The organism is Pseudomonas sp. ML96 (assembly GCF_000761545.1).
Classification (GTDB): Bacteria; Pseudomonadota; Gammaproteobacteria; order Pseudomonadales; family Pseudomonadaceae; genus Aquipseudomonas.
This window is the reverse complement of sequence record NZ_JPMY01000002.1, coordinates 110334-130769: the sequence shown is the minus strand read 5'-3', so window position 1 is coordinate 130769 and position 20436 is coordinate 110334. Positions and strand designations below refer to the sequence as shown.

Annotated in this window: 21 protein-coding genes; 16 read left to right on the top strand and 5 right to left on the bottom strand. The window is 66.5% G+C overall.

Going from position 1 to position 20436, the window contains the following annotated elements; all coding sequences use genetic code 11:
- Positions 1-75 precede the first annotated feature (75 nt).
- The 6 genes from IP89_RS00810 (at position 76) to IP89_RS00785 (ending at position 4560) form a co-directional block, all read left to right on the top strand.
- Positions 76-789, top strand: coding sequence for a TetR/AcrR family transcriptional regulator (locus tag IP89_RS00810; RefSeq protein WP_043306998.1), 714 nt, complete (start codon positions 76-78; stop codon positions 787-789).
- 83 nt (positions 790-872) lie between these two features.
- Positions 873-1430, top strand: coding sequence for a hypothetical protein (locus tag IP89_RS00805; protein WP_043306997.1), 558 nt, complete (start codon positions 873-875; stop codon positions 1428-1430).
- A gap of 9 nt (positions 1431-1439) precedes the next feature.
- Positions 1440-2729, top strand: a complete 1290-nt coding sequence (locus IP89_RS00800; protein WP_043306996.1) for a flavohemoglobin expression-modulating QEGLA motif protein — start codon at positions 1440-1442, stop codon at positions 2727-2729.
- 148 nt (positions 2730-2877) lie between these two features.
- A complete protein-coding gene (locus IP89_RS00795) occupies positions 2878-3624 on the top strand; it encodes a TIGR00266 family protein (RefSeq protein ID WP_043306995.1) in 747 nt (248 codons plus the stop codon).
- A gap of 75 nt (positions 3625-3699) precedes the next feature.
- The gene (locus IP89_RS00790; RefSeq protein ID WP_043306994.1) at positions 3700-4032 is read left to right on the top strand and encodes a hypothetical protein; all 333 of its coding nucleotides are present in this window, start codon (positions 3700-3702) and stop codon (positions 4030-4032) included.
- Between the two features lie 24 nt (positions 4033-4056).
- Positions 4057-4560, top strand: a complete 504-nt coding sequence (locus tag IP89_RS00785; protein WP_043306993.1) for an O-acetyl-ADP-ribose deacetylase — start codon at positions 4057-4059, stop codon at positions 4558-4560.
- Between the two features lie 39 nt (positions 4561-4599).
- Here IP89_RS00785 and IP89_RS00780 read toward each other — a convergent pair whose 3' ends face one another.
- The 3 genes from IP89_RS00780 to IP89_RS00770 form a co-directional block, all read right to left on the bottom strand.
- Positions 4600-5379, bottom strand: a complete 780-nt coding sequence (locus IP89_RS00780) for an OmpA family protein (protein ID WP_043306992.1) — start codon at positions 5377-5379, stop codon at positions 4600-4602.
- Positions 5380-5398: 19 nt separating this feature from the next.
- A complete protein-coding gene (locus IP89_RS00775; protein WP_043306990.1) occupies positions 5399-5779 on the bottom strand; it encodes a DUF4398 domain-containing protein in 381 nt (126 codons plus the stop codon).
- Between the two features lie 250 nt (positions 5780-6029).
- On the bottom strand, positions 6030-6374 hold the full coding sequence (locus tag IP89_RS00770; protein WP_043306989.1) for a hypothetical protein: 345 nt from the start codon (positions 6372-6374) through the stop codon (positions 6030-6032).
- Positions 6375-6553: 179 nt separating this feature from the next.
- Here IP89_RS00770 and ppc point away from each other — a divergent pair, with 179 nt between their 5' ends.
- The 7 genes from ppc (at position 6554) to IP89_RS00735 (ending at position 13654) form a co-directional block, all read left to right on the top strand.
- Positions 6554-9190: a phosphoenolpyruvate carboxylase gene (gene ppc, locus IP89_RS00765; RefSeq protein WP_043306988.1), complete on the top strand. Its 2637-nt coding sequence runs from the start codon at positions 6554-6556 to the stop codon at positions 9188-9190.
- Positions 9191-9348: 158 nt separating this feature from the next.
- Entirely contained in the window at positions 9349-9996 is a 648-nt protein-coding gene (gene adk, locus IP89_RS00760) for an adenylate kinase (RefSeq protein WP_043306986.1), read from the top strand.
- An 88-nt stretch (positions 9997-10084) separates the two neighbouring features.
- Positions 10085-10765: a tRNA (adenosine(37)-N6)-threonylcarbamoyltransferase complex dimerization subunit type 1 TsaB gene (gene tsaB / locus IP89_RS00755; protein WP_043306984.1), complete on the top strand. Its 681-nt coding sequence runs from the start codon at positions 10085-10087 to the stop codon at positions 10763-10765.
- A gap of 104 nt (positions 10766-10869) precedes the next feature.
- Complete coding sequence (locus IP89_RS00750; RefSeq protein WP_043306982.1) at positions 10870-11214, top strand: hypothetical protein; 345 nt, start codon at positions 10870-10872, stop codon at positions 11212-11214.
- Entirely contained in the window at positions 11214-12074 is an 861-nt protein-coding gene (locus IP89_RS00745; RefSeq protein WP_043306980.1) for a DUF72 domain-containing protein, read from the top strand. The genes IP89_RS00750 and IP89_RS00745 overlap by 1 nt, the downstream gene beginning before the upstream one ends.
- 65 nt (positions 12075-12139) lie before the next feature.
- Positions 12140-12964 carry an oxaloacetate decarboxylase gene (locus tag IP89_RS00740; RefSeq protein ID WP_043306979.1) on the top strand — a complete coding sequence of 275 codons (825 nt, stop codon included), beginning with the start codon at positions 12140-12142 and terminating at the stop codon, positions 12962-12964.
- 3 nt (positions 12965-12967) lie between these two features.
- The gene (locus tag IP89_RS00735) at positions 12968-13654 is read left to right on the top strand and encodes an extensin family protein (RefSeq protein ID WP_043306978.1); all 687 of its coding nucleotides are present in this window, start codon (positions 12968-12970) and stop codon (positions 13652-13654) included.
- On the opposite strand, the gene IP89_RS00730 is transcribed toward IP89_RS00735, so the two are convergent.
- Positions 13651-14421, bottom strand: coding sequence for a hypothetical protein (locus IP89_RS00730; RefSeq protein WP_043306977.1), 771 nt, complete (start codon positions 14419-14421; stop codon positions 13651-13653). The genes IP89_RS00735 and IP89_RS00730 overlap by 4 nt on opposite strands.
- Positions 14422-14528: 107 nt before the next feature.
- Between IP89_RS00730 and IP89_RS00725 the strand changes: the two genes are divergently transcribed.
- Complete coding sequence (locus IP89_RS00725) at positions 14529-15308, top strand: class I SAM-dependent methyltransferase (protein ID WP_043306976.1); 780 nt, start codon at positions 14529-14531, stop codon at positions 15306-15308.
- Here IP89_RS00725 and IP89_RS00720 read toward each other — a convergent pair.
- The gene (locus tag IP89_RS00720; RefSeq protein WP_043306975.1) at positions 15305-15943 is read right to left on the bottom strand and encodes a TetR/AcrR family transcriptional regulator; all 639 of its coding nucleotides are present in this window, start codon (positions 15941-15943) and stop codon (positions 15305-15307) included. The genes IP89_RS00725 and IP89_RS00720 overlap by 4 nt on opposite strands.
- Positions 15944-16037: 94 nt before the next feature.
- Between IP89_RS00720 and IP89_RS00715 the strand changes: the two genes are divergently transcribed.
- Together IP89_RS00715 and IP89_RS00710 are read left to right on the top strand one after the other, a co-directional pair.
- On the top strand, positions 16038-17141 hold the full coding sequence (locus tag IP89_RS00715) for an efflux RND transporter periplasmic adaptor subunit (protein ID WP_043306974.1): 1104 nt from the start codon (positions 16038-16040) through the stop codon (positions 17139-17141).
- Positions 17142-17144: 3 nt separating this feature from the next.
- Positions 17145-20225 carry an efflux RND transporter permease subunit gene (locus tag IP89_RS00710; RefSeq protein WP_043306973.1) on the top strand — a complete coding sequence of 1027 codons (3081 nt, stop codon included), beginning with the start codon at positions 17145-17147 and terminating at the stop codon, positions 20223-20225.
- The last annotated feature ends 211 nt before the right edge of the window (positions 20226-20436 follow it).

The window sequence follows — 20436 nt, the reverse complement described above, 5'->3', positions numbered from 1 at the left end:
CGCTGTCTGAAACACAGGGGGGCTGCCGTAATGGCAGCCCCCTTTTTTGTCTGCAGTCCGTGAGGAATACCGTTAGTGAACCTCAGCTTCGTTGCGCCATGCCCGGCCACTCTGGCCAGCGAGTTAGCCGAATCCGTGCAGTATCGCGGCCGCCAGGCCAGTCGCCAGGGGAGCGAGCAGCGCCGCCTGAACATTCTCGAGGCGACCCTGCGCATCATTGTGCGCGAGGGCCTGCGCGGGGTTCGCCACCGCGCGGTGGCGGCCGAGGCGCAGGTGCCGCTGTCGGCCACGACCTATTACTTCAGCGATATCCAGGATCTGGTCGCCGACAGCTTCAGCCTGTTCGTCAAACGCAGCTCGACCAGCCTGGCCGAGCTCTGGGCCGGGGTGGACGAGGATTTCTACCGGATCGCTGCAGCCATCGAGCAGGACCCCAACGCGCGCCGCGAGATGGTCACCCACTTCATCGATCTGGCCGTGGCCCACGTGCAGGCCAAGATGCGCGAGCACGATGACGAGCTGCTAGTCGAGCTGGCATTCCGCCAGGAGGCGCTGACCAACGCCCAGCTGCGCCCGCTGTTTCTCGCCCACCAGAGCCTGCGTTTTCGCTTCGCCGAGCGCGCGCTGCGCATCATGGGCTCCACGGCGCCGTTGGAGGATGCGCAGGTGTTGACTACGCTGGTTTTGCGGATGGAATATCATGCCATTGTCGACGGGGCGGAAGACTTCGATCTAGAGGCCCAGCGCGCGGTGCTGCAGCGCTTCCTGGATCTGGTCATAAGGGCTTAACAATCATCCCTTAGCCTGAAGCCAGGCCCCGCATCGTCGGGGCCTTTCTTTTGTCTTCGCTCGACCCTTACAAGGAGTACGTAATGAAAGCCTGGCGCGTGGTCATCGCTGCCTTCAGCTGCCTGCTGTTGAGCGGTTGCCTGGTGACCTTCAAGGACCCCATCCCGGCCAACGAGGCTGCGCCGATGCCGCTGCTCGGCGACTGGGAGCGCAAGGACGAGTGGGGCGACCAGCAGTACCTGTCCATCGCCCGTGCCGGCTCCAACGTCTACCGCGCCAAGGCCTGGGGCGAGAGCGCCGAGGCCACCGAGGACAGCGCCGAGGAATACGGCTTCACCGTGGCCCACCATGGCCGCCGCTGGTACATGTCCGCCGGCCTGCCCAAGCGCCTGGGCGCCAACTTCGCCATCGCCGGCTTCGAGCTGACCACCAGCAACGAGCTGGTGATCTACAACCTGGACGTCGAACGCATTCTCCAGGAAATGGACGGCGGTACCCTACAGGGCCAGCCGGTGGACACGCCGGAAGGCGAGGCGGTACTGATCACCAGCCCGCTGGACAAGGTATTCCACTACCTCGATGACCAGGCCAACGCCGACGTCTTCGTCGAAGTGGCGCGCTACCAGCGCAGCGTCGAATAAGAGGCAGGCATGAGCCGACGCAAGTCGCAGAACGAATATCACGACACGATCCGCGCCCTGTCCGGGCGCATCGTCGAGGCGCAGACGCCGATCCGCGTGCTCGATGCGATCAAGTGGGACGAAAACGTCCGCCAGGGCTTCATCAAGGCCAAGGGCCGCGAGATGCCCGCCGTCGACCGTGCCTACTACGACAGCCGTCCGCTGGCCTTCGATGCAACGGCGAAGAAGCTGGAATTCCAGAACATCGAGCGCGACATCACCCGCCACCTGGGGCAGTTCAACCCGGTCGGGCAGATCATGCGGCGCATGTGCAAGGAATACCGCATGGTCATCCGCATGCTCGAGGCGCGCGGCACGCCGGACTTCGGCCTGATCTCCCAGGAGCTCTACGGCGCCGCCTCGGATGCCTTCCATGCCGGTGACCCGACCCTGGCCGACCTCGGCCTGATGCTCTCCGACTACCTGAACAACATCGCCGAGCGCGGCGACCTGCGCGATGAGGCCAAGACGCTGACCGCCAAGGACGCCGTGGCGATTCTCCAGGAGCGCCTGGCCAAGGTGTTCGGCGACGACACCATCCGCGTCTTCGAGTCCGACGGCATAGTCGCCGACGCCGCCGCCGGCGCCGACTACATCAAGGTGCGCGCCGACGCCATGTTCAACGAGCGCGACGTGCGCGCGCTGGAAGTGCACGAGGGCCTGGTGCATGTCGGCACCACGCTGAACGGCCTGAGCCAGCCGGTGTGCACCTTCCTGGCCAAGGGCCCGCCCTCGTCGACCGTGACCCAGGAAGGCCTGGCCATCCTCATGGAGGTGATCGCCTTCGCCTCCTACCCCTATCGCCTGCGCAAGCTGACCAACCGCACCCGTGCCATCCACATGGCCGAGGAGGGTGCCGACTTCCTGCAGGTGTTCCAGTTCTACAAGGAACAGGGCTACGGCCTGGAGGAAAGCTACGGCAACGCCAGCCGGGTGTTCCGTGGTTCGACGCCGAATGGCCTGCCGTTCACCAAGGATCTGTCGTACCTGAAGGGCTTCATCCTCATCTACAACTACATCCAGCTCGCCGTGCGCAAAGGAAAGCTGGAGCAGATCCCGCTGCTGTTCTGCGGCAAGACTACCCTGGAAGATATGCGCACCCTGCGCCAGCTGGTCGACGAAGGCCTGGTGGCACCACCCAAGTACCTGCCGCCGCAATTCCGCGACCTCAATGCGCTGGCCGCCTGGATGTGTTTCTCCAACTTCCTGAACCATCTGAGCTTGGACCGCATCGAAGCGGACTACGCCAACATCCTTTGAAGCTACTGCGCTCGGCCATGCGTCGTTGAAGAGCGGCCCGGAAATGCTCATTTACGCTCCGTAAACTCCGCTTTCCGGGCCACTCTTCGCCTAGCCTGACCTTCGCTCGCTACGCTTCATCCGTTAGATACCTTTTAGGGAGCTCTGCATGCCCAGCCACAAGCTCGACTACGAAATCCTCGGCGCCTCGGCGCAGACCGTGGAGATCATCCTCGACCCGGGCGAGACGGTGATCGCCGAGGCCGGGGTGATGAACTACATGACCGAGGGCATCCGCTTCGAGACGCGCATGGGCGATGGTTCCTCCAGCGGCGTGCTGGGCAAGCTGTGGGGCGCCGGCAAGCGCCTGCTCACCGGCGAGTCGCTGTTCATGACCCACTTCAGCAACGAGGGCCGCGGCCAGCAGCGGGTCGGCTTCGCCGCGCCCTATCCGGGTACCGTGGTGCCCATCGACCTGGCGCAGGTCGGCGGTCGGCTGATCTGCCAGAAGGACGCCTTCCTCTGCGCCGCCCACGGCACCGAAATCGGCATCAGCTTCAACAAGCGCATCGGCGCCGGCTTCTTCGGCGGCGAGGGCTTCATCTTGCAGAAGCTGGAGGGCGACGGCCTGGCCTTCGTGCATGCCGGCGGCACGGTAATCCGCAAGGAGCTGAACAACGAGACCCTGCGCCTGGACACCGGTTGCCTGGTGGCCTTCACCAGCGGTATCGACTACGACATCGGCCTGGCCGGGGGGCTGAAGAGCATGCTGTTCGGCGGCGAGGGCATTCTTCTTGCCACGCTCAAGGGTACCGGCACCGTCTGGGTGCAGAGCCTGCCGTTCTCGCGCCTGGCCGAGCGCATCTACGACGCTACGTTCAGGGCGCGCGAGGAAGTCCGCGCCGGCGGCAAATAACCTGCGACATCCCGGCCGCGCCAGGCGGCCGGGCAGCGGGTAAACTGGGCGCCTTTCGTACAACGAGCCTTTCCCATGAGTGAAGAACGCAACGCCATTCCCCTGATTCTCACCGGCATCGCCAGCGTCGTCGGCACCGTTGCCGTGCTCTGGTATTACGGCTATGTGCATTTCGCCAAGGAGCAGGACGCCCTGCTGCTGGCCGACTTCACCATGCTCAAGACCGTCGCCGGCGAGGACTACAAGCTCTCGCTGAAGCCCGCCGACCAGGTGGCGCAGTGCATCGATGGCGTGCTGGTGCTGTTCGATACCCAGCAGAAGGGCCTGACCGGCGTGCTGGTGGACAGCAAGAAGCAGGCGGTGCGTTGCATGGGCCAGGAAACCCCGCAGGCGCCGCAACAGCAGTAAGCGCGAGCGCCGAGGAGGAGAGCGATGCAGATCGAGGTCTTCCACGGCGACATCACCACCCTGGCGCTGGACGCCATCGTCAACGCCGCCAACTCGTCGCTGCTCGGCGGTGGTGGGGTGGACGGCGCCATTCACCGCGCTGCCGGTCCCGAACTCTTGGCGTACTGCCGTAATCTCGGTGGCTGCCCTACCGGCGAGGCGCGCATCTCTCCTGGCTTCCGCCTGCCTGCGCGGCAAGTGATCCACACGGTCGGCCCGGTCTGGCATGGTGGCGGGCAGGGCGAGCCGGCCTTACTGGCGGCCTGTTACCGCAACAGCCTGGGCCTCGCCGAGGCCAATAACTGCACCAGCATCGCCTTTCCCGCCATCAGCAGCGGCGTCTATGGCTACCCGCTGCAGGCGGCGACGCTGATCGCCGTGACCGAGCTGCGCCGTCCGCGGCCCGCTGGCAGCAGCCTGCGCCGGGCAGTGCTGGTGGCTTTCTCGGCGGATGTGGCCGAGCGTTACCGAAAGTTGCTCGACGCATGAAAAAGCCCCGCCGGAGCGGGGCTTCTGGTCAGCCGCAGATTACAGCTGCGCGCGCGGCGCCACCGGCTGGGCACCATGGGCGATGGTCACCTCGACCCGGCGATTGAGGGTGCGCGAGTCGGCCGTGGCGTTGCTCGCCACCGGATAATCCTGGCCGAAGCCATGGGTGGTGATCCGCCGCGGATCGACCCCGCGCGCCACCAGAGCGCTGCGCACCGAGTCGGCGCGGGCCTGGGACAGGCGCAGGTTGTGGTCGCGGGTGCCGGTGCTGTCGGTGAAGCCCTCCACCACGATCTGCCGATCCGGGTTCTGCAGCAGGTAGTTGCCCAGTTCCTGAACGTTCTGCATGCCCGAGGCTGTCAGCTCGGCGCGATCCACCTCGAACAGCACGTCACCCAGGGTCACCACCGAGCCACGCTCGGTCTCGCGGGCCTGCAGGTGCTGCAGCAGCGTATCGACCTGCTGGTTGCGCGCATCGAGCTGCGCCTGGGTGCGCTGCGCCGGAGCCTGCTTAATCGACTCCTCGGCGTTCTTCTGCAGGATGGTTTCCTTAGCCACGTCGATGCGGCGGTTGGCCAGGTAGGACAGATGATCGACCTCCACGCTGCCATGGCCGGCCTCGTAGGCCTGGTTGGCGCGGGTCAGCATGTCGCCGGCTTCCTTGGTCTCCACCTGGGCCAGGCTCTGTGCCTGCGGGTTGGCCTGCAGTTCGGCGTAGCCGGCGCGGGCCTGCTCCAGGTTGGGGTTCGGGTCGTGGGCGCAGCCGGCCAGGACGAGGGCCAGGGCGGAGAGGGTGAACAGGTTGGTCATGCGGTTCATGAGTGTCGTTCCTCCATGGTCACTGCACGATGATCGGCGTGCGCGAGCCTTCCTCGCGGATCTGCTGTACGCCCTGCTGGGCGTCTTCCACGCCGCGCTGGGCCTTGCTCGCCAGGGCACGGCGTTCGGCGACGCGGGCATCGGCCTCGGCCTGTTCGATCAGGCGGCGGGCCTGTTCGTATTCCTGGTCCTGAATCAGCAGCTGGGCCTGGCTCATCTTGTCCTGGGCGGACTTCATGTCGGCCGGGGCGAATTCCGGGCCGCCGGCGGCCTCGGCGCTCTTCATCACCGCATTGGCGGAGGCGAGTTGCTCGGTCGGGGGATTGCCGGCGCAGCCGGTCAATATCAGGCCTGAACCGAGGGCGAGGGTGAGCAGCAGCGTTCTTGGGCTCGTCTTCATGGCTATGGGCTCCATGCATTCCATCTGAACAAGTTGTCCGCCGGATGTCCGCCGATGGGCGAAATTCGCCACAGGGTCATGCCGGTCTAGAGTTGGGACTTCGGCCAGGAAACGAACGTTCAAGGTATTTCGCGGAGGGTGCTGATACGCAGCCGGCGTACACGACGGGCGTAGTAGTCGAGGCGGCGTGAGCGAAATGACGAGGGGCGGGCGCCACTGGCCCCGTGCTGGGGCCATGGCGATAGCGAGGCTAGTGCTGGGTGTTGTCGCGGCGCTCGCTGAGCTGTTGCAGGTATTTGCGCGACAGGGCGAGGAAGCGCGGGGTCGGGCCGATGTCCTCGTACAGCGGGTCACCCTGTTCGTCGGTGGCCACCACCTTGCTGCCTTTCACGTAGGGCAGGCTGGCCTCCAGCTCTTCCAGCGCAGAGCCTATCAGTTCGCCGAGCAGCTCCTCGGCATTGCGCTTCGGGTACATCTCCGAGAGCGCCGCCAGGCGCGCCGCGGATTCCAGGTCGAGATGGATGTGGTACTGGCTCTGGGTCAGGCGACCCTTGGCGTTCTGCTCCCAATGGCGGGCGAGTTCTCTGATCTTCATAGACACCTCTGTTGCCCATGCGGACGTTTGCCTGGGCGTGGGCGCTCGTGACACCCGTAGAAATGAGACTAGCTCGCCGGTTTCGGCGTTGGGTCCGCTCGTCGTGTGCTTGTAAGAGTAAGTCGCTCTGTGCAATCTGAAGTTCTATCCCGAGACGGCCTGAGATGGAGAGAAGGGTAATGGCGGAGATCGATGCGCGCCTGCGCGAAGAGGTTCACCTGCTCGGCGAACTGCTCGGCGAGACCATTCGCAACCAGCTCGGCGACGAGTTTCTCGACAAGGTCGAGCTGATTCGCCAGGGCGCCAAGGCCGGGCGCAAAGGCTCCCAGGCCGGCGAGCAGCAGCTGCGCGAGACCCTCGACGGGCTCAGCGACGACGAGCTGCTGCCGGTGGCGCGGGCCTTCAACCAGTTCCTCAACCTGGCCAATATCGCCGAGCAGCACCACCGCATCCGTCGTCGTCTGCCGGGCGAGGCCGAACCCTTCGACGACCGCGTGCTGGCCGAACTGCTGCAGCGCCTGACCCAGGATGGGCACAAGCCGGAGCAGCTGGCCCGCCAGCTCGGCCGCCTCGACATCGAATTGGTGCTCACCGCCCACCCCACCGAGGTGGCGCGGCGCACGCTGATCCAGAAATACGACGCCATCGCCGCGCAGCTGGCCGCGCTGGATCACACCGACCTGTTACCTGCTGAGCGCGAACGGGCCACCGGTCAGCTGCGCCGGCTGATCGCCGAGGCCTGGCATACCGAGGAGATTCGCCGCCAGCGCCCGAGTCCGGTGGACGAGGCCAAGTGGGGCTTCGCAGTGATCGAACATTCGTTGTGGCAGGCCCTGCCGAGCTTCCTGCGCAAGGCCGACCGCGCCCTGCAGGACGCCTGTGGCCTGCGCCTGCCGCTGGGCGCAGCACCCGTGCGCTTCGCCTCGTGGATGGGCGGCGACCGCGACGGCAACCCCAATGTCACCGCCGAAGTCAGCCGCAAGGTGCTACTGCTGGCGCGCTGGATGGCGGCCGACCTTTATCTGCGCGATGTCGACCAGCTGGCTGCCGAGCTGTCCATGCAGCAGGCCAGCGACGAACTGCGCCTGCGCGTCGGCGTGCACCCCGAGCCCTACCGTGCGCTGCTCAAGCAGCTGCGCGAGCGTCTGCGCGCCACCCGCGCCTGGGCCGAAAGTGCCCTCGAGCACGACATTGCGCCCGGCCCCGAGGTGCTGCACGACAACCGCGAGCTGCTCGAGCCGCTGGAACTCTGTTACCAGTCATTGCACGCCTGCGGCATGGGCGTGATCGCCGAGGGCGAGCTGCTCGACTGCCTGCGCCGCGCCGCCTGCTTCGGCCTGTTCCTGGTGCGCCTGGATATCCGCCAGGACGCCGCTCGCCATGCCGCGGCCATGGCCGAGATCACCGACTACCTGGGGTTGGGCAACTACGCCGAGTGGGACGAGGAACAGCGCATCGAATTCCTCCTGCGCGAGCTGGACAACCGCCGCCCGCTGCTGCCGACGCAGCACCGTACCTCGGCGGAGACGGCCGAAGTGCTGGCAACCTGCCGGGTGATCGCCGCCGCCCCGGCTGCCTCGCTAGGCACCTATGTCATCTCCATGGCCGGTGCACCTTCGGATGTGCTGGCGGTGCAACTGCTGCTTAAAGAAGCAGGCCTGCAACGGCCGATGCGGGTTGCACCGCTGTTCGAGACGCTGGCCGACCTGGACCACGCCGGCCCGGCCATCGACCGTCTGCTCGGCCTGCATGGCTACCGTGCGCGGTTGCACGGCCCACAAGAGGTGATGATCGGCTACTCCGATTCGGCCAAGGACGCCGGCACCACGGCGGCCGCCTGGGCCCAGTACCGTGCGCAGGAGGCGCTGGTGGAGATCTGCCGTCGCCATGAGGTGGAGTTGCTCCTGTTCCATGGCCGCGGTGGCACCGTTGGCCGCGGCGGTGGCCCGGCCCATGCGGCGATCCTGTCGCAACCGCCGGGCTCGGTAAACGGGCGCTTCCGCACCACCGAGCAGGGCGAGATGATCCGCTTCAAGTTCGGCCTGCCGGCGCTGGCCGAGCAGAACCTCAACCTCTACCTGGCCGCTGTGCTGGAGGCGACTCTGCAGCCGCCGCCAACGCCCGAGCCGGCCTGGCGTGCGGCCATGGATCGCCTGGCCGCCGACGGTGTAGCCGCCTACCGCGCGGTAGTGCGCGAGCATCCGCAGTTCGTCGAGTACTTCCGCCAGGCCACCCCGGAGCAGGAGCTCGGCCGCCTGCCGCTGGGCAGTCGTCCGGCCAAGCGCCGCGCCGGTGGGGTGGAGAGCCTGCGGGCGATTCCGTGGATCTTCGCCTGGACCCAGACGCGCCTGATGCTGCCGGCCTGGCTGGGTTGGGAGCGCGCCCTGGAACAGGCCCTGCAGGGCGGCGGCAAGGGCCTGCTGGAGGACATGCGCGAGCGCTGGCCGTTCTTCCGTACACGCATCGACATGCTGGAGATGGTGCTGGCCAAGGCCGACCTGGCCATCGCCACGCTGTATGACGAGCGCCTGGTTGCGGACGAGTTGCGACCACTGGGTGCGCAGTTGCGCGACCTATTGTCGCAGTGTCGCGATCTGGTGCTCGCCCTGACTCATCAGTCCGAGTTGCTCACCCACAGTCCGGAGACCCGTGAGGCGATCACCGTGCGCAACATCTATCTGGACCCGCTACACCTGCTGCAGGCCGAGCTGCTGGCCCGTTCGAGGCTACGCGAGAACCCGGTGGACAGCCCTCTCGAACAGGCTTTACTGGTCAGTGTGGCGGGCATCGCGGCGGGTTTGCGCAATACCGGCTGAAGCCCCGCCGCCTCCGACTTTCGGTGGCTTGTGCAGCCATGGCGTGCTGTGTATCGTGGCCATCCTTTCGCCGTTCAAGAACGCGAAAATCCAATTAACGAGATTGGCCCCACGAGGCGAGTCCGACGACTTTCTGTCTTATTTTGAGGAACTCTTCGATGCGCGTGATTCTGCTGGGGGCGCCCGGTGCCGGCAAAGGTACCCAAGCTGGTTTCATCACCAAGAAGTTCGGTATTCCGCAGATCTCCACTGGCGACATGCTGCGCGCCGCGGTCAAGGCTGGCACCGAGCTGGGCCTGCAGGCCAAGAGCGTGATGGATGCCGGCGGTCTGGTCTCCGATGACCTGATCATCAATCTGGTCAAGGAGCGCATCGCTCAGCCGGATTGCGCCAACGGCTTCCTGTTCGACGGCTTCCCGCGCACCATTCCCCAGGCCGAGGCCATGAAGGAAGCCGGCGTGACCATCGACAACGTGGTCGAGATCGCCGTCGACGACGAAGAGATCGTCCAGCGCATCGCCGGCCGCCGTGTGCACGAGGCCAGCGGCCGCGTCTACCACGTGGTCTTCAATCCGCCGAAAGTGGAAGGCAAGGACGACGAGACCGGTGATGAGCTGATTCAGCGCAAGGACGATACCGAAGAGACCGTGCGTCACCGCCTGTCCGTCTACCATTCGCAGACCAAGCCGCTGGTGGACTTCTACCAGAAGTTGTCCGCTGCCGAAGGCACTCCGAAGTACAGCGCCATCGCCGGCGTTGGTTCGGTGGACGAGATCACCGCCAAGGTGTTCGCCGCCCTGAGCTAAGCACTTCGTGCTGCTTGTCCAACGGCCCGCAATTGCGGGCCGTTGGCGTTTATAATGCCGCCCTTTTTCTGCCTGACCGGATACCCCGATGACCACTCTGCTGGCCCTGGATACCGCCACCGAAGCCTGCTCCGTTGCCCTGCTGCATGACGGCAAGGTGCTCAGCCACTACGAGGTGGCGCCGCGCCTGCACGCCCAGTTGTTGCTGCCGATGGTGCAGCGCATCCTCGGCGAGGCCGGGATAGCGCTGTCCGCGGTGGACGCCATCGCCTTCGGCCGCGGTCCCGGTGCCTTCACCGGCGTGCGCATCGCCATCGGCGTGGTCCAGGGCCTGGCATTCGCCCTGGACAAGCCGGTGCTGCCGGTCTCCAGCCTGGCCGTGCTGGCACAGCGCGCCCTGCGCGAGCATGGCGCGCAGCAAGTGGCCTCGGCCATCGATGCACGTATGGACGAAGTGTATTGGGGCTGTTACGCCGCCGAGCAGGGCGAGATGCGCCTGCAGGGCGTCGAGGCGGTACTGGCACCGGAACTGGCCCAGCTGCCGCGCAGCGCCAGTGGCGACTGGTTCGCCGCCGGTACCGGCTGGGGCACCTATGGCCAGCGCATCGGCGTGGTGCCGAGTGGCAGCGAGCCGGGCATGCTGCCGCACGCGCAGGACCTGCTCGCCCTGGCCACCTTCGCCTGGGCGCGTGGCGAGGCGCTGGCGGCCGACCAGGCCCAGCCGGTGTACCTGCGCGACAACGTGGCCACGCCGAAGAAGCCGGTCTAGAGCGCCGCTGCGCTTTGCCGCCTTCTGTCGCCGGGCGTGCAGCGAAATTGCCATTTGTATCCGCCGCCGCTACATTGCCACCCACGTATTCCGAGCAGTAAACGATGCGTATCGACGGCTTCTCATCCACATATCCTCTAGATCGCGGCTCCCGTGCGGGCAGCGCGGTCACGCCTTTGCGCGAGGATCAGCGTGAGATCGAGCAGCGCCGTGAACAACCCGCATCGCCAGCGGCCACCCAGGGCTACGAGCAACTCGCCCTGCCGCGCAAGGTGCAGGCTGGCAATGCGAGCAGCGAAAGCCTGCCATCGCGCTACCAGGACAGCTTCGCCCAGCAGCGCGGCCTCAGCGCCCGCGCCAACCAGGCGCTGTCCGCCTACGGCAACACCGCGACCTACACAGACGAACGCGACGCCAGCGAAGTCCTTGGTCTAGACCTCTACGCCTGATGCTCCCGTACTTCCTCGGCTGCCCGTCGTGGAACGAGCCGGCCTGGCGCGGTTCTTTCTATCCCTCCGACCTGCGTTCCGCCGATACCCTGGCGCACTACGTGGCCACCTTCAATGCGGTGGAGGGCAACACCACCTTCTATGCGCGCCCTGCGCCACAGACCGTGCAGCGCTGGGCCGAGCAGATGCCGGCGCATTTCCGCTTCTGCGCCAAGCTGCCGCGCGATATCAGCCATGCCGGCGATCTGCGCGACCATTTTGCCGCCAGCGCCGACTTCCTCGCCCTGCTGGCGCCGCTTGGTGAGCGGGTTGCGCCGCTCTGGCTGCAATTACCGGCCAGTTTCGGTCCGGCGCGCCTGGGTGAGCTGCTGAGTTGGCTGGACGAGTTCGCCGAGCGCGCCATTGCCGTGGAGCTGCGTCATCCGGCCTTCTTCGATCGCGGCGAGGAGGAGCGCACCCTCAATCGCGAGCTGCAGGCGCGCGGGGTTGAGCGCATCTGCCTGGATTCGCGTGCGCTGTTCGCCTGTACCTCGCGTGATCCCGCAGTGCTGCATGCGCAATCGAAGAAGCCGCGCCTGCCGCTGCGCCCGACCGCGTTCAGTGCCCACCCGCAGGTGCGCTTCATCGGCGGTCCGGATCTGGAGGCCAACCAGGCCTTCCTCGAGCCCTGGCTGGACAAGGTCGCCGCCTGGATTGAGCAGGGGCTGGCGCCTCATGTATTCCTGCACACGCCGGACAATCACCTGGCCGCCGCCCAGGCGCTGCGCTTTCATGCCAGCCTGAGTGAGCGCCTGCCGGGACTGCCAGCACTGGCCGTGACGCCGCTGGAACCTGTGGCGGAGCAGCTCGGTCTGCTTTGAAAGAGGCGCCAATCGTGGCCGTGTCCGGCTAAGGTTGCCCATCTTTCAGCGCAAGGAGCGTGGTGATGAGTACGCAGCGAGAGCGTGGTGAGGCCTTCCAGGCCCTGCACCGGGGCGAGGGTCTGCTGGTCCTGCCCAACCCCTGGGACGCCGGTTCGGCGAAGATGCTCGCCCACCTGGGCTTCCAGGCCCTGGCTACCACCAGTGCCGGTCTGGCGTTCTCCCTCGGACGGCGCGACGCGGAAGGCGCTCTCAGCCGCGACGAATGCCTGGCCAACGCCCGCACCATCGTCGAGGCCACGTCGCTGCCGGTGGCGGCCGACCTGGAGAATGGCTATGGCGATAGCCCGGACGATTGCGCGGCGACCATCCGCCTGGCCGCCGAGATCGGTCTAGTCGGCGGCTCCATCGAGGATGCCAGCGGGCGCCGCGATACGCCGATCTATCCCATCGAACTGGCTGCCGAGCGCATCCGCGCCGCCGTAGAGGCCGCGCGTGCTCTCGATTTTCCCTTCACCCTGGCGGCTAGGGCAGAGAACTTCCTGCACGGCCGCGCCGACCTGGACGACACCATCCGCCGCCTGGTGGCCTACGCCGAGGCGGGTGCCGATGTGCTCTACGCGCCGGGCCTGACCACTCGAGAGCAGATTCGTGCTGTGGTCAGCGCCGTGGCGCCAAAACCGGTCAACGTGCTGGTTGGCTCGCCGAGCCTGCACCTGTCGCTGGCGGAAATGGCGGAGTTGGGGGTGAAGCGGGTCAGCGTCGGCTCCAACCTGGCGCGGGTGGCCTATGGCGAGTTCTTCCTCGCCGCCGGTGAGCTGGCGCGTGGCAGCCTGATCGCCATGGGCGAGGCGATTCCCTTCGGCGAAATCAACGACCTGTTCGGCTGAGCGATGCGCCTGTTCTGGCCGCTGGTGCTGCTGAGCCTGATCGTTGCGCCGCTGGCGGTGCAGCAAGGTTGGGTGCAGGTGTCGCCACGGCTCAATCCCTGGGCGCCGCTGGACGTGCGCCAGCCGCCCAATCTGCTCACCGGCTATAAGCTGATGCGCCTGCAGCGTGATCCCGAGCTGTGCCGCCTAGCGCTGGACAGCAGTGTACTGCGCTACACGGCGGTGGCCGACAGCGAACCGGTGGCCGGCTGCGCGGTGCACAACAGCGTGCGGGTGGATCGCGCGGGGGTTCAGTTCAGCTCCAGCTTCCTGGCCAGCTGTCGACTGGCGGTGGCCTATGCGCTGTTCGAGGAACACGGCCTGCAACCGGCGGCGCGCCGGGCCTTCGGTCAGCCGGTGGCGCGGGTCGACCACCTGGGCAGCTTCGCCTGCCGCAATATCGGTAACAGCCAGAGGCGCAGCCAGCACGCCACCGCCAACGCGCTGGATATCGCCGGTTTCCGCCTGCAGGACGGGCGGCGCATCAGCGTGGCGCGGCACTGGGCCGGGGAGGGGCCTGAGGCGCTGTTCCTGCGCGAGGTGCGTGACGCCGCCTGCGACAGCTTCAGGGGCACCCTGGGGCCGGAGTACAACGCCGCCCACCGTGACCACCTGCATCTGGATATGGGGCTGTTTCGCCTCTGCCGTTAGCGCTTGGCCAGCAGCAGGTCGGCGGCCTGGCCACTGCGGCCGTCGGCGAATTCGAAGCGGCCGAGCTGGGCGATCGCATCGTAGGCGCCGAGCGCCTGCTTGACGTCGCGGCCCTGCAACTCGATGGCGCTGACGCCGGCCTGGCTCAGGCTCTGGGTCTGCTGACGGCCCTGATCGTCGAAACGCAGCAGGCGCAGGCGCTCGAACACCGCGTCGCTGGCGTCGATACGGCCATCGCTGTTGTCGTCGAAGCGGGCCAGTTCGGCGAAGCCGTTGGCGGCGCCATGCTGGTCGCCGAACAGCTCGCGGCCATCGTCGATACGGCCGTTGCCGTTGCGATCCAGGGCCAGCAGGGCGTCGTCGCCGCTGGGCGCGCTGATGCTGTCGGTGCGGCCGTCGGCGTCCAGGTCGAAACGCACCGCATCGTCCAGGCCGCGGGTGCTGAAGCCATTGCCGGCGAGGTCCAGCACCAGCGGGTCGACCTGTTGCGGCTGCGGTTTGGCGGTGACGTTGAGCTGCAGCTCGCGCTGTTGCAGCACCTGCTGGAAGCTGGCGGTCTGGGCAGCGATGGCTTCGCCGTTGGCGGCGGTTATCGGTTCGGCCTGGCTGGCTTGCTCGATCTCGGCGGCGGCCTCGCCGGGAGCGGCTTGCTCGCTCTTCGGCATCAGGGTGCGGCGCAGGATCTGGTAGTCGAGCGAGTCGCGCAGGCCGGCGTCCAGCTGCTTGTCCAGCGAGGAGGAGCGGGGGGCGGAGAGGCTATCGAACATCATCGAACTCGGTGCGGCCGGCGTTGGCCGCGTCTGGCAGAATAGGGCATCACCCTGCTATCGGCCGTGCGCCGCTGCGATTGAGCGTTTTTTGAGCATGTTTCCTGATGACTGACGAACGGCCTATAACCAGAATCCGAGCCGAGGCCTTGCTGCCTGCCTTTGCCGAACAGGCGCGTGTCTGGGCCGAGCGCCTGGACCTGCCGCTCGAGGGCGAGGCCGAGTTCGCCCTGCAACTGGGAGCGGATGGCCTGCAGTTGGCCGAGCTGGGGCCGCAGGCGCCAGGCCCGGTGCGCGTGGACTTCGTCGAGGGCGCCGTGGCGCATCGGCGCCTGTACGGCGGCGGCAGCGGGCAGATGATCGCCAAGGCGGTCGGCGTGCAGCCCGGCGTGCGGCCGAGCGTGCTGGATGCCACGGCGGGTCTGGGACGTGACTCCTTCGTCCTGGCCAGCCTGGGTTGCGCGGTGACCATGAGCGAGCGCCAGCCGATCATCGCCGCGCTGCTCGAAGACGGTCTGGCCCGCGCCGCGCGTGATGCCGAGGTGGCGGGCATCGCCGCGCAGATGCGCCTGCTGCAGGGCAACGCCATCGAGCTGATGCGCGACTGGCAGGGCGAGCCGCCGCAGGTCATCTACCTCGACCCGATGTTCCCGCATCGCGACAAGAGCGCGCTGGTGAAGAAGGAGATGCGTCTGTTCCGCCCGCTGGTGGGCGACGATCTGGACGCCCCGGCCCTGCTGCAGGCCGCCCTGGCCCTGGCCAGCCACCGGGTGGTGGTCAAGCGCCCGCGCAAGGCGCCGGTCATCGACGGCGCCAAGCCGAGCTATGCGCTGGAGGGCAAGTCCAGCCGCTATGACATCTATCCGAAGAAGGCCTTGAAGCCTTAAGGGCGATAGGCGCGCACGAACAGCCGTACCACTTCCTGCACATGTTCCTCGGCTTCCTGGGCATCGGGCGGCGGAACCACGCCGATCATCAGGCGGAAGTGGCAGCCACCCTTGATCAGGCAGAAGAAGTGCTCGGCGGCGTGCTGCGTGTTGTCGATCTGCAGCTGCCCCTTGGCGCTGGCCTGCTCCAGCAGATGGCGCATGGCGTCGATCACTCGCTGCGGGCCGGCGTTGAAGAACAGCTGCGACAGCTGTGGGTTCTGCGCGGCCTGGGCCACCATCAGGCGATGCATGGCCAGCGATTCCTCGCTGTTGACCAGCGCATTGAAGCCGCGGCCGATGGCCAGCAGGGCCTGCTCTATGCTGCTGTTCGGGCCCAGTTCGAAGAACAGCGGCGGTAGCTGCTCCTCGCACTTGGACTCCACCGCGCAGGCGAACAGGGTCTCCTTGTCGGTGAAATGGCTGTACACCGTGAGCTTGGATACCCCGGCTTCGGCGGCAATGGCGTCCATGCTGCTGCCTTCGTAACCGTTCTGCATGAACAGCTGCTTGGCGGCTTCGAGGATGGCCAGACGTTTGGCCGGGTCCTTCGGCCGTCCGGGGCCACCGCTGGGCTGTAAAGATTTGTCGGACATTTGGGCTTTTTAATACTGGACTGGTGAGTTCGCTATTTTTACTATACCGGCCAGTATAAGTATTCCAAGCTCCTTTTGCGCAAGGTCGTCCATCATGCTCCGCCATGCTCTGTCCCTCGCTGTGCCGCTGTCGCTGATCTCCCTGCTGGTTGCCTGTGGCAACGGTGAAACCGTCGAGGCGCCACCGCGCCCGGCGATGGTGGTGCATCCGCTGCCGGCGGCGGATGCGGTGGATACTTATCCTGGCGAGGTGCGTGCGCGCTTCGAGCCGGAGCTGGCCTTCCGCATCGGCGGCAAGATCGCCAAGCGCCTGGTGGACTCCGGCGACCGTGTGCGCAAGGACCAGCCGCTGGCCGAGCTCGACCCGCAGGACGTGCGCCTGCAGCTGGAGGCCGCCCGTGCCCAGGTCAACGCCGCCGAGGCCAACCTCAAGCTGGTGCGCACCGAGCGTGATCGCTACAAGACCCTGCTGGCCCGCCAGCTGATCAGCCAGTCGCAGTACGACACGGTGGAGAACCAGTACCGCGCCGGTGAGGCGCGGGTGAAGCAGATCAAGGCCGAGTTTGACGTGGCCAACAACCAGGCCGGCTACGCGGTGCTGCGCGCCTCGCAGGATGGCGTGGTGGCGCGGCGTCTGGCCGAGGTAGGCCAGGTGGTCGCCGCCGGCCAGACCGTGTTCACCCTGGCCGTCGACGGTGAGCGCGAGGTGCTGATCAGCGTGCCTGAGCAGTCGCTGGAGCGCCTGCGCATTGGCCAGGAAGTCAGCATCGAACTGTGGTCGCAGCCGGATAAGCACTTTGCCGGGCGTATCCGCGAACTGTCGCCGGCCGCCGACGCACAGTCGCGCACCTTCGCCGCCCGCGTCGCCTTCAGCGATGCCAAGGTCAAGGCCGATGTGGGCCAGAGCGCCCGCGTGGCGATCAAGGCCGACGGCGAAGTACCACTGTCGGTGCCCATGTCGGCGCTCAGTGCGGAGAAGGGCAAGCCCTTCGTCTGGGTCATCGAGCCCCATGAGTCCAAGGCCGTTCGCACTCCGGTGCGGGTCGGCGCCTACGGCCAGGAGCGCGTGTCGATCCTGGAAGGTTTGAAGGAGGGCGACTGGGTTGTCGCCGCCGGTGTGCACGTGCTGCTCGATGGGCAGAAGGTGCGCCCGGTGGACCGCGACAACCGCCTGGTCGTGTTGGCGAACAAGGAGTAAGCCATGTCCTTCAACCTGTCCGAATGGGCGCTGCGCAACCGCAGCATCGTCCGTTACCTGATGCTGGTGCTGGCGGTGATCGGCGCGCTGTCGTACACCAAACTGGGCCAGAGCGAAGACCCGCCCTTCACCTTCAAGGCCATGGTGGTACGTGTCGACTGGCCGGGCGCCACCGCCGAGGAAGTCTCGCGGCAGATTACCGAGCGCATCGAGAAGAAGGTGATGGAGACTGGTGACTACCAGTTCATCAACTCCTATTCGCGCCCGGGCGAGTCGGTGGTCACCTTCATGGCCCGCGACGACATCGTCTCGAAGAATATTCCCGAGCTCTGGTACCAGGTGCGCAAGAAGGTCGGCGACATCAAGCACACCTTACCGCCGGGCATCCGCGGACCGTTCTTCAACGACGAGTTCGGCACCACATTCGGCAATATCTACGCACTCACCGGCGAAGGTTTCGACTACGCGGTGATGAAGGACTACGCCGACCGCCTGCAGCTGCAATTGCAGCGGGTCAAGGACGTGGGCAAGGTCGAGCTGCTCGGCCTGCAAGACGAGAAGATCTGGATCGAGCTGTCCAACGTCAAGCTGGCCACTCTCGGCCTGCCGCTGGCAGCCGTGCAGCAGGCGCTGGACGAGCAGAACGCGGTGGCCTATTCGGGCTTCTTCGAGACGCCGACCGACCGCGTGCAGATGCGCGTCTCCGGGCGCTTCAAGTCGGTCGACGAGATCCGCGAGTTCCCTATCCGCGTCGGCGACCGCACCTTCCGCCTAGGCGACGTGGCCGAGGTGCATCGCGGCTTCAACGACCCGCAGGCACCGCGCATGCGCTTCATGAGCCAGGATGCCATCGGCATCGCCGTGTCGATGAAGGCCGGCGGCGACATCCTGACCCTGGGCGAGAACCTGGAGCACGAGTTCGCTCGCCTGCAGCAGATCCTGCCGGTGGGCATGGAACTGCACAAGGTGTCCGATCAGCCGGCGGCGGTGAAGACCGGCGTGGGCGAGTTCGTCCAGGTACTGGTCGAGGCGCTGGTGATCGTGCTGCTGGTCAGCTTCTTCTCCCTTGGCCTGCGTACCGGCCTGGTGGTGGCGCTGTCCATCCCGCTGGTGCTGGCGATGACCTTCGCCCTGATGTACTACTTCGGCATCGGCCTGCACAAGATTTCCCTGGGCGCGCTGGTGCTGGCGCTGGGCCTGCTGGTGGACGACGCGATCATTGCGGTGGAGATGATGGCGATCAAGATGGAGCAGGGTTACGACCGCTTCCGTGCGGCCAGTTTCGCCTGGACCAGTACCGCCTTCCCCATGCTTACCGGCACTCTGATCACCGCTGCCGGCTTCCTGCCGATTGCCACTGCGCAGTCCGGTACCGGCGAATACACCCGCTCGATCTTCCAGGTGGTGTGCATCGCCCTGCTGGTGTCCTGGGTCGCCGCCGTGGTGTTCGTGCCTTACCTGGGCGACCGCCTGCTGCCGGACCTGGCCAAGCTGCATGCGAAGAAGCATGGCGGTAACCCGGAAGGGCATGATCCGTACTCGACCACCTTCTACCAGACCGTACGCGAAGTGGTGGAGTGGTGCGTGCGCCGGCGCAAGACGGTGATCCTGGTCACCATTGGCCTGTTCGTTGCCTCCATCGTGCTGTTCCGCTTCGTGCCTCAACAGTTCTTCCCGGCCTCCGGGCGCCTGGAGCTGATGGTCGACATCAAGCTCACCGAGGGCTCGTCGCTCAAGGCTACCGAGGAGCAGGTCAAGCGCCTGGAAGCCAAGCTCAAGGACCAGCCGGGCATCGACAACTACGTCGCCTATGTCGGCAACGGTTCGCCACGCTTCTACCTGCCGCTCGACCAGCAGCTGGCCGCGACCCGCTTCGCCCAGTTCGTCATCCTGGCCAAGAGCATCGAGGACCGCGAGCGGCTGCGCACCTGGCTGATCGAGGTGATGAACGAGGACTTCCCGTTCGCCCGTACCCGTGTCTCGCGCCTGGAGAACGGCCCGCCCGTGGGCTTCCCGATCCAGCTGCGGGTCAGCGGCGAGCACATCGACGAGGTGCGCGACATCGCCCGTCAGGTGGCGGCCAAGGTGCGCGAGAACCCGCACGTGTCCAACGTCCACCTGAACTGGGAAGAGCCGAGCAAGGTGGTGTACCTGAACATCGACCAGGAGCGCGCTCGTGCCCTGGGCGTGAGCAGCGCCGACCTGTCGCAATTCCTGCAGAGCTCGCTGACCGGCTCCAGCGTCAGCCTGTTCCGTGAGGACAACGAGCTGATCGAGATCCTCCTGCGCGGCACCGTGCGTGAGCGTCAGGCCCTGGAGCTGCTGCCGAGCCTGGCGGTGCCGACCAGCAACGGCCGCAGCGTGGCGTTGTCGCAGATCGCCACCCTGGAGTACGGCTTCGAAGAAGGCGTGATCTGGCACCGCGACCGCCTGCCGACCGTGACCATCCTCGGCGACATCTATGGCGGCGAGCAGCCGGCCAGCCTGGTTAAGCAGATCATGCCGACCCTGGAGCCGATCCGCGCCGAGCTGCCTAGCGGCTACCAGCTGGAGGTCGGCGGCACGGTAGAGGACTCGGCACGTGGGCAGAAGTCGGTCAACGCCGGCATCCCGCTGTTCATCCTGGTGGTGCTTACCCTGCTGATGCTGCAGCTGAAGAGCATGTCGCGGGCGGCCATGGTGTTCCTCACCGCGCCGCTGGGCTTGATCGGCGTGACCCTGTTCCTGCTGGTGTTCCAGCAGCCGTTCGGCTTCGTCGCCATGCTCGGCACCATCGCCCTGGCCGGCATGATCATGCGCAACTCGGTGATCCTGGTCGACCAGATCGAGCAGGACATCGCCGCCGGCCTGGACCGCTGGCACGCCATCATCGAGGCCACCGTGCGGCGCTTCCGCCCCATCGTGCTGACCGCCCTGGCGGCGGTACTGGCGATGATCCCGATGTCGCGCAGCGTGTTCTTCGGGCCGATGGCGGTGGCGATCATGGGCGGCCTGATCGTCGCCACGGCGCTGACCCTGCTGTTCCTGCCGGCGCTGTACGCCGCCTGGTTCCGGGTCAAGGAGAGCGAGCCGCTGCCACGCTGAGCCCGCGAGCAATGAAAAAGCCCGGCCGATGCTGGGCTTTTTTGTTTCCGTCCGGCGTTTATCGGGTTGGGCTACAAGCCGGTGACAGGGGGCTAAGGTTATCTATGGCTCTGTGTGATTTTGGTTGCGCCTGGCTTGCCTCTCGTCGGAAGTGATGGTTGCACTTGGTTGCACCTTTTCCTGCGAGGGGTTTACTCTTCTGTCACGCGCT

What these genes read in the sequence shown, in the direction of transcription:
- IP89_RS00805 (WP_043306997.1), top strand. Translation starts at nt 873, where the DNA reads ATGAAAGCCTGGCGCGTGGTCATCGCTGCCTTCAGCTGCCTGCTGTTG.
- IP89_RS00800 (WP_043306996.1), top strand. Translation starts at nt 1,440, where the DNA reads ATGAGCCGACGCAAGTCGCAGAACGAATATCACGACACGATCCGCGCC.
- IP89_RS00795 (WP_043306995.1), top strand. Translation starts at nt 2,878, where the DNA reads ATGCCCAGCCACAAGCTCGACTACGAAATCCTCGGCGCCTCGGCGCAG.
- IP89_RS00790 (WP_043306994.1), top strand. Translation starts at nt 3,700, where the DNA reads ATGAGTGAAGAACGCAACGCCATTCCCCTGATTCTCACCGGCATCGCC.
- IP89_RS00785 (WP_043306993.1), top strand. Translation starts at nt 4,057, where the DNA reads ATGCAGATCGAGGTCTTCCACGGCGACATCACCACCCTGGCGCTGGAC.
- IP89_RS00780 (WP_043306992.1), bottom strand. Translation starts at nt 5,379, where the DNA reads ATGAACCGCATGACCAACCTGTTCACCCTCTCCGCCCTGGCCCTCGTC.
- IP89_RS00775 (WP_043306990.1), bottom strand. Translation starts at nt 5,779, where the DNA reads ATGAAGACGAGCCCAAGAACGCTGCTGCTCACCCTCGCCCTCGGTTCA.
- IP89_RS00770 (WP_043306989.1), bottom strand. Translation starts at nt 6,374, where the DNA reads ATGAAGATCAGAGAACTCGCCCGCCATTGGGAGCAGAACGCCAAGGGT.
- ppc (WP_043306988.1), top strand. Translation starts at nt 6,554, where the DNA reads ATGGCGGAGATCGATGCGCGCCTGCGCGAAGAGGTTCACCTGCTCGGC.
- adk (WP_043306986.1), top strand. Translation starts at nt 9,349, where the DNA reads ATGCGCGTGATTCTGCTGGGGGCGCCCGGTGCCGGCAAAGGTACCCAA.
- tsaB (WP_043306984.1), top strand. Translation starts at nt 10,085, where the DNA reads ATGACCACTCTGCTGGCCCTGGATACCGCCACCGAAGCCTGCTCCGTT.
- IP89_RS00750 (WP_043306982.1), top strand. Translation starts at nt 10,870, where the DNA reads ATGCGTATCGACGGCTTCTCATCCACATATCCTCTAGATCGCGGCTCC.
- IP89_RS00745 (WP_043306980.1), top strand. Translation starts at nt 11,214, where the DNA reads ATGCTCCCGTACTTCCTCGGCTGCCCGTCGTGGAACGAGCCGGCCTGG.
- IP89_RS00740 (WP_043306979.1), top strand. Translation starts at nt 12,140, where the DNA reads ATGAGTACGCAGCGAGAGCGTGGTGAGGCCTTCCAGGCCCTGCACCGG.
- IP89_RS00735 (WP_043306978.1), top strand. Translation starts at nt 12,968, where the DNA reads ATGCGCCTGTTCTGGCCGCTGGTGCTGCTGAGCCTGATCGTTGCGCCG.
- IP89_RS00730 (WP_043306977.1), bottom strand. Translation starts at nt 14,421, where the DNA reads ATGTTCGATAGCCTCTCCGCCCCCCGCTCCTCCTCGCTGGACAAGCAG.
- IP89_RS00725 (WP_043306976.1), top strand. Translation starts at nt 14,529, where the DNA reads ATGACTGACGAACGGCCTATAACCAGAATCCGAGCCGAGGCCTTGCTG.
- IP89_RS00720 (WP_043306975.1), bottom strand. Translation starts at nt 15,943, where the DNA reads ATGTCCGACAAATCTTTACAGCCCAGCGGTGGCCCCGGACGGCCGAAG.
- IP89_RS00715 (WP_043306974.1), top strand. Translation starts at nt 16,038, where the DNA reads ATGCTCCGCCATGCTCTGTCCCTCGCTGTGCCGCTGTCGCTGATCTCC.
- IP89_RS00710 (WP_043306973.1), top strand. Translation starts at nt 17,145, where the DNA reads ATGTCCTTCAACCTGTCCGAATGGGCGCTGCGCAACCGCAGCATCGTC.